Annotated in this window: 10 protein-coding genes; 8 read left to right on the top strand and 2 right to left on the bottom strand. The window is 65.7% G+C overall.

What is annotated here, in order from left to right:
* The first annotated feature begins 18 nt into the window (after window positions 1-18).
* Complete coding sequence (locus AC0KXH_RS11125) at window positions 19-1,377, top strand: chromosome partitioning protein ParA (RefSeq protein ID WP_312761692.1); 1,359 nt, start codon at window positions 19-21, stop codon at window positions 1,375-1,377.
* Complete coding sequence (locus AC0KXH_RS11120; RefSeq protein ID WP_488223409.1) at window positions 1,377-2,339, top strand: 1-aminocyclopropane-1-carboxylate deaminase/D-cysteine desulfhydrase; 963 nt, start codon at window positions 1,377-1,379, stop codon at window positions 2,337-2,339. Before AC0KXH_RS11125 ends, AC0KXH_RS11120 begins: the two co-directional genes overlap by 1 nt.
* Before the next feature lie 42 nt (window positions 2,340-2,381).
* On the opposite strand, the gene chrA is transcribed toward AC0KXH_RS11120, so the two are convergent.
* A complete protein-coding gene (gene chrA, locus AC0KXH_RS11115; RefSeq protein WP_488224605.1) occupies window positions 2,382-3,587 on the bottom strand; it encodes a chromate efflux transporter in 1,206 nt (401 codons plus the stop codon).
* Between the two features lie 70 nt (window positions 3,588-3,657).
* On the bottom strand, window positions 3,658-4,575 hold the full coding sequence (locus tag AC0KXH_RS11110) for a DUF1853 family protein (RefSeq protein WP_488223408.1): 918 nt from the start codon (window positions 4,573-4,575) through the stop codon (window positions 3,658-3,660).
* A 189-nt stretch (window positions 4,576-4,764) separates the two neighbouring features.
* On the opposite strand from AC0KXH_RS11110, the gene AC0KXH_RS11105 reads away from it, so the two are divergent.
* The 6 genes from AC0KXH_RS11105 (at window position 4,765) to pepN (ending at window position 11,631) form a co-directional block, all read left to right on the top strand.
* Window positions 4,765-5,652: an NAD(+) kinase gene (locus AC0KXH_RS11105; RefSeq protein WP_041104946.1), complete on the top strand. Its 888-nt coding sequence runs from the start codon at window positions 4,765-4,767 to the stop codon at window positions 5,650-5,652.
* A gap of 18 nt (window positions 5,653-5,670) precedes the next feature.
* Window positions 5,671-6,630, top strand: a complete 960-nt coding sequence (locus AC0KXH_RS11100) for a metallophosphoesterase (RefSeq protein ID WP_041104948.1) — start codon at window positions 5,671-5,673, stop codon at window positions 6,628-6,630.
* Window positions 6,631-6,639: 9 nt separating this feature from the next.
* Window positions 6,640-7,506 carry a rhomboid family intramembrane serine protease gene (locus tag AC0KXH_RS11095; RefSeq protein WP_041104949.1) on the top strand — a complete coding sequence of 289 codons (867 nt, stop codon included), beginning with the start codon at window positions 6,640-6,642 and terminating at the stop codon, window positions 7,504-7,506.
* Between the two features lie 67 nt (window positions 7,507-7,573).
* The gene (locus tag AC0KXH_RS11090) at window positions 7,574-7,852 is read left to right on the top strand and encodes a YeaC family protein (protein WP_041104950.1); all 279 of its coding nucleotides are present in this window, start codon (window positions 7,574-7,576) and stop codon (window positions 7,850-7,852) included.
* Window positions 7,852-8,685 carry a DUF2797 domain-containing protein gene (locus tag AC0KXH_RS11085; protein WP_043220666.1) on the top strand — a complete coding sequence of 278 codons (834 nt, stop codon included), beginning with the start codon at window positions 7,852-7,854 and terminating at the stop codon, window positions 8,683-8,685. Before AC0KXH_RS11090 ends, AC0KXH_RS11085 begins: the two co-directional genes overlap by 1 nt.
* 285 nt (window positions 8,686-8,970) lie before the next feature.
* The gene (gene pepN, locus AC0KXH_RS11080; protein ID WP_488223407.1) at window positions 8,971-11,631 is read left to right on the top strand and encodes an aminopeptidase N; all 2,661 of its coding nucleotides are present in this window, start codon (window positions 8,971-8,973) and stop codon (window positions 11,629-11,631) included.
* Window positions 11,632-11,727 lie beyond the last annotated feature (96 nt).

Genomic DNA, 11,727 nt, shown 5'->3' with positions numbered 1-11,727 from the left:
TGGCCAAGGATGCCGAGCATGCAGAACAAACCGCAGATGGTCGAGGCAGTCGTGTTCTTCAGGGGCCCCGGTATCTGCAAGGAAATGCTGTTTCCCGAGTTCGAGGCGGTGCTCGATGGGGTGGTCAACCTGCAGGAGTTCGCCGATCAGCAGATCCGTGCCGCCTACGTCCTGATCAGCCCACGGCTGTTGATCCGTGCGGCCGTGTTCTTCTGCATCGATTTCGATGAAGACGGCTCGGCCGACCGCGGCTGGAACATCCCCCTGCGTCATCTGGCCGAACGTACCGGCCGCGGGCCTGACCTGGGCGCCGGGCCGATCCGTCTGGCCTGCCGCAGCCAGTGCCCGGTGTCCTGGCATCAGATGCACCTCTGGGACCCCAAGCTCACCGGCGCAGACAGTGAACTGATCCAGCTACGTGATCGAATTGCCGGCAATCCGCTCGGGCTGTTGATCGACGAAGACATCGTGCCGCCGGTGCCGACCGAGCGCTTGCAGGTGGTGGCCGAGGATGCCTGGTACGCCGAACAGTCGCGGCAGAAGCCGGCCGGAGGTGCCAAGCTCAGCGATCAGGAGCAGCGGCAGAAGGCTGCGTTGCTGATCAAGCAACAGCGCCAGCGCATCGCCAATCTGGAGCGCCTGCGCGAGGAAGAGGTCTCTCGTCTGCGGCAGGTGGCCGAGGCCCAGCAGGCCGAGGCGCGCGCGCAGGTTCTCGACCTGCAACGCAAGCTGCAGGAACAGGAGGCGCTCAATACCAGCCTGCATGGCCAACTGGCGGCCGAGGCCGAGCACTTCCAGAAGGCCCGTGAAGAGATGGGCGCGCAGCTGCGCGCACTCGAGGCCAGCGGCCAGCAGGAGGCCGGAGCCCTGCGCGAGCGTCTTGAGCGCGAGGCGGAGGCGCGAATCGCCGCGGCGGTGGCCGAGCTCAAGGAGCAGGTCGCCATCCGTGATGTGGAGCTGGCCTATCGCAACGAGCTCGATGCCCAGCTCGAGGAGGAGATCGCTCGCCTGACCCGCGAGCGCGATGAGCTGGCCAGCCGCATCGATGGCCTGCAGCTGCTCGAAAAGCTGTCGCAGCAGGGCGTCGCCTTCACCGCCTACCATCCGGGCGTGGGGCACCTGACGCTCGCGCCGACGGATATCCTGCGTTACCACGAAAATCCGATCGCCTTTGTCGCCGCGCGCTGTAACGTCGCCGAGGAACAGTACCGGCAGTGGCTGCAGCACTATCAGGCGCCAGTGTGCGTAGCGACGCTGCCCAGTGGCGAGCGCTGCGCAATTCCGCTGGACAAGGTTGACTCGCCGGCACGTTTCGTCGTCGGCCAGTCCAACTGCTGTGCACGGCATCGCCAGGCCGCTCAGCGAACCGGTAGTTGATGGCGCCTCCTTCGCCGTATTTGGCGGGCGCGCCCATCCAGTTGCAGCCGCTGTCTTTCACCTGGCTGGACGGGCACGCGATCGAGCTCGCCGCGCTGCGCCTGGACCAGGTCGATCCGGAGCTCTCGGGCAACAAGTGGTTCAAGCTACTGCATCACCTGGAGGCGGCTGCGGCGGCCGGGGCTGAGGGGCTGATCAGTTTGGGCGGGCCTCATTCCAACCACCTGCACGCGCTGGCCGCAGCCGGGCGCCGCTTCGGGTTGCGTACGGTCGGCTTGCTGCGCGGGCACCCGCAAGACACACCGACCGTGCAGGATTTGCTCGACTGCGGCATGGCGCTGCACTGGCTCGGCTATGGCGGCTACCGGGAGCGTTATCAGCCGGAGTTCTGGGCACCCTGGCAAGCCCGCTACCCCGGCTTTCACTGTGTTCCCGAAGGTGGCGGCGGCCTGCTCGGCGCGCTCGGGTGTGCCGAACTGGTCGCAGAGCTTCGGCAGCCACTCGAGGCATTTGGCTGGGGCGATTACCACGGCTGCTGGCTGGCCGCCGGCACCGGCACGACCTTGGCTGGCCTGGTGCTTGGCGAAGCTGGCCGGCACCCGGTCTATGGTGCGCTAGCTGGCCCCGGTGAGCATGCCGTGGCGGCGACAGTCGCCACGCTGTTGCAGCAGGCGGGACGGGACGACACCGGGTATCGACTGTTCGACGCCAGTCGCCGCGGCTTCGGTCGCTTCGACCCCGAGCTGGTGCGCTTCATGCGTGATGCGGAACGCGAGGGCGGCATGCCGCTCGAACCGGTCTACACGGCAAAAGCCCTGATGGCGCTACGCGAACAAGTCCGGGCGGGGTTCTTTGCGCCTGGTTCGCGTCTGGTATTCGTTCATACCGGAGGATTGCAGGGGCTACGAGGCGCAAATCTGGACGCCGTTCTGCAAACGGAGCCTGGCCCGGTGTGCCGCTGAAACCGGGCAAGAGAAGCGGCCCGCGGCGAGTCGCAGGCAGGGCTAGCCAAGCCCCGACAGTAACAGGCCCACGCCGGCGCCAACCGCCACCACCAGCCACGGGGCTAATTGCCAACGCATCAGTGCGATGAGCGCGAGCAGGGCAGCGAGCACATCCCAGGGGCCCGCGACTGCACGTGTGAAGACTGGATCGTAGAGTGCGGCGAGCAACAGACCGACAACTGCGCAGTTGATGCCGGCGAGGGCGCCGGCGGCCCAGCGGCTGGCTCGCAGGCGGGTCCAGAAGGGCAGCGCGGCATAGACCAGGAGAAACGACGGTAGAAAGATCGCCACCAGTGCGACGGCGGCTCCCGTCCAGCCACTGGGCTCGACGTCAAGCGCGGCGCCGAGAAAGGCGGCAAAGGTAAACAGCGGGCCAGGCACGGCCTGCGCGGCACCGTAACCGGCAAGGAAACGATCGGCATCGAGCCAGCCATTGCCGACGACCTCGGCCTCCAGCAGCGGCAGCACGACATGGCCCCCACCGAAGACCAGCGCTCCGGCTCGGTAGAAGCCGTTGAACACCTTGAGCCAGGAAGCCTCGGTCCCGGCTGAGATCAAGGGAAGCACGATCAGCAGAGCGCCGAACAACGCCAGGCAGGCGAGTGCGGTATGTATCCCGGTTTGGAGCGCCAGGGGAGATGGCGAGATAGCTTCGGCCGGGCGGAACAGCAGCAGGCCCAGCAGGCCTCCGGCGAGGATGACCGCGACCTGATAGCCGGGGCCTGGCAACAGCAGAACCAGGCCGGCCGCGGCCACCGCAATGAGCGCCTTCGGAAGGTCGGCGCAAAGGCTGCGGCCCATCCCCCAGACGGCCTGGGTAACCACCGCCAAGGCGACGATTTTCATGCCATGCAGCAGCCCTGGTGGCAGCGCGCCCGGCCAGGCATCAAGGCCGATCGCGAGCAGAGCCAGCAGCAGCGCTGAGGGCAGGGTGAAACCCAGCCATGCCGTGAGCGAACCACGATAGCCAGCGCGTAGCAGGCCGATGGCCAGGCCCACCTGACTGCTTGCCGGGCCCGGCAGGAACTGGCAGAGGGCAACCAGGTCGGCATAGGCGCGTTCGTCGAGCCAGCGCCGTCGTTCTACGAATTCCTGCCGGAAGAACCCCAGGTGGGCGATCGGGCCGCCAAATGAGGTCAGGCCGAGGCGCAGAAAGATGATGAATACCTGCCAGGGCGTTTCCCGGGCACCGAGCTGCGTCGACATGCCTCTTCCATAGTCTTGCCGGTGGCGGGTCAGGTTAGTCTGCAGCGATGACAGGATAAAGACCGCGAGCTCAACCCGGCCAATCGTCGGCGACCAGGAACAGGCGCTCCTGTTCGCGCCAGGCACCCTGGCTATCCGGCGCAAGACGCACGAGCATCCGTGCGTGCGACTCGGGGTCGTGGAGCCAGGCTTCCGCTTCGCGCTCGGGTAGCAGCTCCTCGGCGGTCAGGCGCGCAGGTGCGAGCCAATTGGCGCGCGGCAGCGGCCGCCAGAGCGACGACAGCTGCTGCTCGCAGAAGCGCGGCCAGGCGCTGCGGTGAAGCCAGCGGCCGGCCAGGTGTCCGGGATGTGCGCCCCGAGGGCCTGGCCCGCCGTCGGGCCAGGGGCGAAACAGGTAGCCGCCGAGCCAGAAACGGCTGTGCACCTCCTCGCGGGTGATTTCGGCCAGCAGTTCACGGGTCGGTGCGGCACTGCCCAGCGGCAACTGGTGCTGGCACAGATGGGCAATCTTCAGATCGAGCCGATCCTGGCTGTCGGGGCCGAGCCAACGGTCATGCGCCTGGCCATCTCCGGCCAGCCCGAGGTAGAACTTGACCGCCAGTTCCAGGTGGAACACGCCCTCGGCATCGCGCAGCAGCAGATCGAGTTCGCCAAGCGTATGGCCTGCCTGGCGCACGGGCAGATTGGCGGCCAGCAGTTCGACGCCCGGTGCATTGAGCAGAGCGAACTGCCAGAGCCGCTCGTAGTACAGGCCCAGCCGGCGAATGCTGTGCCGCGCCAGCCAGTCCTGCAAAGGTGCCGGTTGACGATCCAGTTGGCGCAGCCAGTCGGCCAGCAGATCTGGCGAGGCCCACCAGGCGCTGGCGCTCAAGGGATGCCGCTGCTGCCAGCCCTCATCCAGCAAGGGCGGCGAGAGCAATACCCAGGCCAGATCGCGGACCGGTTGCTGGGTCAGCGCGGCGTTGATTTCGTCCAGGCTCAGAGTCATGCCAGAAGCATAGCCGGCCGCGCCGTTTGCCGCTGGTTTGGCGTTTCGCCCATAATCGCCGGACCCTGCGGAAATCTGCCGCGATCGGCGCGTCTAACGTCCAGAGCCCTTGCCAGCGTCGTTGCCTGTGCGCGCTGCGCGCCGAACTGACCTCAGGCCCTGCCGCCGCCATGTAAACAGGGAATTTCAATGGAGCAATTCCGCAATATCGGCATCATCGGTCGCCTGGGCAGCTCCCAGGTGCTGGACACCATCCGCCGGCTGAAGCGGTTCCTCGTCGAGCGCCACCTGCACGTCATCCTCGAAGAGAACATTGCCGAGGTGTTGCCAGGCCACGGCATGCAGACGTCGTCACGCCAGCGTCTCGGTGAAACCTGCGACCTGGTCATCGTGGTCGGCGGCGACGGCAGCCTGCTCGGTGCGGCGCGTGCCATGGCCAAGCACCGTGTGCCGGTGCTGGGGATCAACCGCGGCAGCCTGGGCTTTCTGACCGATATTCGGCCGGACGAGCTGGAGGAAAAGGTCGCCGAGGTCCTCAACGGCCAGTACACGCTGGAGAACCGCTTCCTCCTCGAAGCGCATGCGCGACGCAACGAAGAGCCGATCGGGGCAGGGGACGCGCTGAACGACGTGGTGCTGCACCCGGGCAAGTCCACCCGCATGATCGAGTTCGAGTTGTACATCGACGGCCAGTTCGTCTGCTCGCAGAAGGCCGATGGCCTGATCGTCGCAACGCCCACCGGCTCGACCGCATACGCGCTGTCGGCCGGCGGACCTATCATGCATCCGCGGCTGGACGCGATCGTGATCGTGCCGATGTACCCACATACGCTGTCGAGTCGGCCGATCGTGGTCGATGGCAACAGCGAGCTGAAGATCGTGGTTTCGCCGAACATGCAGATCTACCCGCAGGTTTCCTGCGACGGTCAGAACCACTTCACCTGTGCGCCGGGCGACATCGTCACGGTGCGCAAGAAACCGCACAAGCTGCACCTGATTCATCCGCTCGACCACAACTATTACGAGGTCTGCCGCACCAAACTCGGCTGGGGCAGCCGCCTCGGCGGCGGGGACTGAGCGCAATGGGCGAGCATCATGCAGATTGATCCCGGGCGAAGTTACGACCTGATCGGCGACGTGCATGGCTGTGCGCATGCGCTGGCTCGTCTGCTCGAAGGGTTGGGCTATCGGCGCCAGGGCGGGATTTGGCGACACCCATGGCGGCAGGTGATCTTTCTCGGCGACATCATCGATCGCGGCCCGCACATCCGCGAGGCCCTGCACCTGGTGCACGACATGGTCGAACGCGACCAGGCCCTGTGCATCATGGGCAATCACGAGTTCAGCGCGTTGGGCTGGTACATGCCGGCGCCGCCGGAGAGCGGCAGACAGTTCGTGCGGGATCACTCGCCGCGCTATGCGATGCTGCTCGGCGAGACGTTTCGCCAGTTCGAGCAGCATCAGGATGAATGGCGAGCCTTCCGCGACTGGTTCTATGAGTTGCCCCTGTTCCTCGAGAGCGAGCGCTTCCGTGTCGTCCACGCCTGCTGGGACACGGAGGTGATCGAACAGCTGCGACCGCGCCTGCAAGAGGGCTGCATCGACCCGCAGCTGCTGCGTGAGGCCGGTAACGAGAAGGGCTTTACCGGTCGCGCCATCGACCGGCTGCTGCGCGGTACCAACATGCCGCTGCCCGATGGGCTGACGCTCACCAGCGAGGAAGGCTTCGTGCGCACGTTCTTCCGCACCAAGTTCTGGGAGGAGAACCCGCGCACCTACGCCGATGTGGTCTTCCAGCCCGATGCGCTGCCGGAGGAGGCCGCTCGCCGCCTGCTTACCGAGCAGCAGAAAAATCGGTTGTTCCTCTATGGTCCCGACGAGCCGCTGCTGTTCATCGGTCATTACTGGCGGCGCGGTCGGCCTAAGCCGATCCGGCACAATCTTGCCTGCCTGGATTACAGCGCGGTTAAGAGTGGCAAGCTCGTGGCTTACCGGCTGGATGCGGAAAACCGCCTGGATCCGGGCAAGTTCGTCTGGGTCGATGTCGAGCGCTAGGAGAGTCCGTTGGCTGTAGAAGCATTGCGCCTGCCGCTGTCGCAGGATCTGAGCGGGTTCGTCGCCTTGTTGCGCCGGCTCGGCGTGCCCTTTCGGGTGAGCGAAGAGGCCGGCGAGCAGGTCCTGCGTGTGCCGGCCGATCTGGTCGAGCAGGTGCGCGATCTCTACCAGCGCTATCCACAGGGCGACGAAGCCGCGCCCGAGCCGCGGCAGGCTGCCAAGGGCGGCTTCCTCCGGGCACTGCGAGCCTGTCCTCTGACCGCTGCAGTGCTGGTGCTGACGCTGATGGCCGCGGCGCTGACCCAGCTCGGCGAGAACTTTGCCGTCATCCGCTGGCTGAACTTCGTCGATTTCCGAATCGACGGCGACTACATCTATTTCGCCACCTTGCCGCAGATGATCGACGCCGGTCAGTGGTGGCGCCTGCTGACGCCCATGCTGGTGCATTTCGGCATCCTGCACCTGGCCATGAACGGCATGTGGTACTGGGAGCTGGGGCGGCGCATCGAAAGCCGGCAGGGTGGGCTCATGCTGCTGGGGCTGACCCTGCTCTTCGCACTGGTTTCCAATCTCGCGCAGTACCTGTTTGGTGGTCCCGGCATCTTCGGTGGGCTGTCCGGCGTGCTCTACGGGCTGCTCGGGCATTGCTGGCTGTTCCAGAAGCTCGCGCCGAACGCCGCCTACCGCTTGCCGCCGGGCGTCGTCGTGCTGATGCTGGTCTGGCTGGTGATCTGCCTGACCGGCGTGGTCGAAGTGCTCAGCTTCGGAGCCCTGGCCATCGCCAACGCCGCTCATGTCGGCGGACTCGTCAGCGGCTGCCTGACCGGGGTGCTGGGCGGCTGGCTGGCGCGCCGAAGCGTTCGGTCGGAGCGGTAGCGCAACGGCTTCGAGCATTGCGACGCAATTCCGCTAGAATGGCCGCTCGTTTCTCCGGGAGTCGGCCATGTCGTCCTTTATCGAAGCCATCGAAAACATCACCCCTGAAATCTACGAGAACCTCAAACAGGCCGTTGAACTCGGCAAGTGGGGCGATGGGCGCAAGCTCACTCAGGAGCAGAAGGAAACCTGCCTGGCGGCGATGATCGCCTGGGAAATGAAAAACCTGCCCGAAGAAGAGCGCACCGGCTTCATGGGCGGCCAGGAATGCGGCTCCAAGAGCAAGAAGGCCGAGGCCCCGGTCGACACCAGCCTGTTCGCCCCGGCATCGGGGACCCGCCACTGATGCAGGAGCTCGGACGCGGCGCCCTGGACAAGATGGCCGTCGAACTGGGCGCCACGGCTCAGTATCACTTCCGCCTGGGCGACAGCCGGGTGCCGGTGAATCCGCTGATCGGCAAGCGGCTGAAGCTCGAGTATCTGGGCGCGATCCACTGCACGCACTGCGGGCGCAAGACCAACAAGAGTTTCAGCCAGGGTTACTGCTATCCCTGCTTCAAGAAGCTGCCCCAGTGCGACACCTGCATCGTCAGCCCGGAAAAATGCCACCACGAGCTCGGCACCTGCCGCGATCCGGACTGGGGCACGCAGTTCTGCATGACCGACCACGTGGTCTATCTCGCCAACTCGTCCGGCATCAAGGTCGGTATCACCCGCGCGACCCAGTTGCCCACACGCTGGCTCGATCAGGGGGCCAGCCAGGCCCTGCCGATCATGCGCGTCGCCACCCGGCAGCAGTCCGGGCTGGTCGAGGACCTGCTGCGCAGCCAGGTGGCCGACCGCACCAACTGGCGCGCGTTGCTCAAGGGCGACGCGGAACCGCTGGACCTGCCCGCCGTGCGCGAGCGCATCTTCGATGCCTGTGCCGAGGGCCTCGATTACCTGCAACAGCGCTTCGGCCTGCAGGCCCTGCAGCTTTTGCCCAGCGCCGAGGTGGTAGAGATCCGCTACCCGGTCGAGGCCTATCCGACCAAGGTGGTCAGCCTCGATCTGGACAAGACGCCGGTGGTGGAAGGCACGCTCAAGGGCATCAAGGGTCAATACCTGATCCTCGATACCGGCGTGATCAACATCCGCAAGTTCACCGCCTACCAGGTAGCTGCCAGCAGCGTGGCGTAGGGTGGAAAACGCGCGAAGCGCTTTTCCACCACGGCCTGACGCCGGCTGCCAGCGCCAGGCCCAGGCCGCTGCCAGCCGGGGCCAAGCCGTCGCCAGCGCCAGCGCCAGGCTCGAGGGTGAGCGGGGCGGAGCAGCCGCGCGGAAAAGGCTTCGCCGTTTTCCACCCTACAAGTCCCCCGCGACAGGCGTTAAGCTCGAGGCATTGCGGCGCGGCCCCCAGGGCTGGCGCCATCGCCACTTTCCTGCTTGAAGCTTGCCGCTTGAAGCTCAGCCGACGAGGTTTCCATGCGCACCGAACAACCGAAAGTCATTCATCTCAAGGATTACCAGGCACCCGAGTACCTGATCGACGAGACCCATCTGACCTTCGAGCTGCATGAGGACCGCACCCTGGTGCACGCTCAGCTGGTGATGCGGCGCAACCCCGCGCAGGCGGCCGGCGCGCTGCCGCCGCTGGAGCTGCACGGCCAGGACCTGGAGCTGTTGTCGCTCGCGCTCGATGATCGGGAACTCGGCCTGGGCGATTACCAGGTCAGTGCCGACAGCCTGACGCTGCAGCCGCAGGCCGAACAGTTCGTCATCGACAGCACGGTGGTGATCCATCCCGAGAGCAACACGGCACTCGAGGGGCTGTACAAGTCCGGCAAGATGTTCTGCACCCAGTGTGAGGCCGAAGGCTTCCGCAAGATCACCTATTACCTGGATCGGCCGGATGTGATGAGCCGTTTCACCACGACGGTCAGCGCGGAAAAGCAGCGCTATCCGATCCTGCTTTCCAACGGTAACCCGATCGCCAGCGGCGAAGAGGACGATGGCCGGCACTGGGCGACCTGGGAGGACCCGTTCAAGAAGCCGGCCTATCTGTTCGCCCTTGTCGCGGGCGACCTCTGGTGCGTCGAGGACAGCTTCACCACCATGAGCGGGCGCGAGGTGGCGCTGCGCATCTATGTCGAGCCGGAAAACATCGACAAGTGCCAGCACGCCATGGACAGCCTCAAGCGTTCGATGAAGTGGGACGAAGAGGCCTATGGCCGCGAATACGATCTGGACATCTTCATGATCGTCGCGGTGAACGATTTCAACATGGGCGCCATGGAGAACAAGGGGCTCAACATCTTCAACTCCAGCGCGGTGCTGGCACGTGCCGAAACCGCCACTGACGCGGCGCACCAGCGCGTCGAGGCGATCGTCGCCCACGAGTATTTCCACAACTGGTCCGGCAACCGCGTGACCTGCCGCGACTGGTTCCAGCTGTCGCTCAAGGAAGGCTTCACCGTGTTCCGCGACTCGCAGTTCTCCGCCGACATGAACTCGCCGACGGTCAAGCGCATCGAGGACGTGGCTTATCTGCGCACCCATCAGTTCGCCGAGGATGCCGGTCCCATGGCCCATTCGGTGCGCCCGGAATCCTTCATCGAAATCTCCAACTTCTACACCCTGACGGTCTACGAGAAGGGTGCCGAAGTGGTACGCATGATCCAGACGCTGCTGGGCAAGGAGGGCTTTCGCAAGGGCAGCGACCTGTACTTCGAGCGCCACGACGGCCAGGCGGTGACCGTCGATGACTTCGTCAAGGCGATGGAGGATGCCAACGCGGCCGACCTCAGCCAGTTCAAGCGCTGGTATAGCCAGGCCGGCACACCGCGTCTGGCCGTCAGCGAGGAGTACGACGCGGCTGCGCAGACCTATACCCTGACCTTCCGCCAGAGCTGCCCGCCGACGCCCGGCCAAGCGACCAAGGAGCCCTTCGTGATCCCGGTGGAGCTGGGGCTGCTGGCCGCGGATGGTGCCGACATACCGCTGCGCCTGGAGGGCGAGGCGTCGGCCAGGGGCACCAGCCGGGTGCTCGCGGTGAGCGAGGCCGAGCAGCGCTTTACCTTCGTCGATGTCGCCGAGCGTCCGCTGCCGTCGTTGCTGCGCGGGTTTTCCGCACCGGTGAAGCTGGAATTCGCCTATGACCGCGACCAGCTGATGTTCCTCATGCAGCACGATTCCGATGGTTTCAACCGCTGGGAGGCCGGGCAACAGCTGGCGGTGCAGGTGCTGCAGGAGCTGATCGGCCAGCAGCAGCGTGGCGAGGCGCTGGCGATGGACGAGCGTTTGGTCGAGGCGCTGTGCACCCTGTTGGGCAACGAACGACTCGATCCTGCGATGGTTGCCGAGATGCTCTCGCTGCCCGGCGAGGCCTACCTTACCGAGATCGCCGAAGTGGCCGACGTCGATGCCATCCATGCGGCCCGCGAGTTCGCCCGCAAGCGTATCGCCGAAGCCCTGTTCGAGCCGCTCTGGCAGCGTTATCAGGCCAATCGCGCGGTTTCGCGGGAGACGCCCTATGTCGCCACGGCCGAGCATTTCGCTCGTCGCGCGCTGCAGAATATTGCGTTGTCCTACCTCATGCTGAGCGAGAAAGCCGAGGTACTCGAGGCCTGCCTCGAGCAGTTCGAGCAGGCCGACAACATGACCGAGCGACTCACGGCGCTGGCCGTGCTGGTCAACTCTCCGTTCGAGGCCGAGCGCGACAAGGCGCTGCAGGCATTCGCCGAGCACTTCAAGGACAACCCGCTGGTCATGGATCAGTGGTTCAGCGTGCAGGCCGGCAGCCCGTTGCCGGGCGGCCTGGAGCGCGTTCAGCAGCTGATGAACCACCCGGCCTTCACCTTGAAGAACCCGAACAAGGTCCGCGCCCTGATCGGTGCGTTCGCCAACCAGAACCTTGTCAATTTCCACCGGGCCGACGGCGCCGGGTACGCCTTCCTGGCCGACCAGGTGATCACGCTCAACGCGATGAATCCGCAGATCGCTTCCCGGCTGCTGGCGCCGTTGACCCGCTGGCGCAAGTACGATTCCGCTCGCCAGCTGTTGATGAAGGGGCAGCTCGAGCGAATCCTCGCGTCCGGCGAGCTCTCCAGCGACGTGTACGAAGTGGTCAGCAAGAGCCTGGCCTGAATCACCGTTACCGGCCGGTCGTGCAACGCGGCCGGCCGGCGCGCTGGCCCGTGCAAAGCCCCGCATGGCGGGCCCTGCATAACCGGCCCTGATGGC

The sequence above is a fragment of the Stutzerimonas sp. CXK-1 genome (assembly GCF_057738225.1).
Note: the sequence above shows the minus strand (reverse complement) of the source record. Positions and strands in the feature narration are given on the sequence as shown.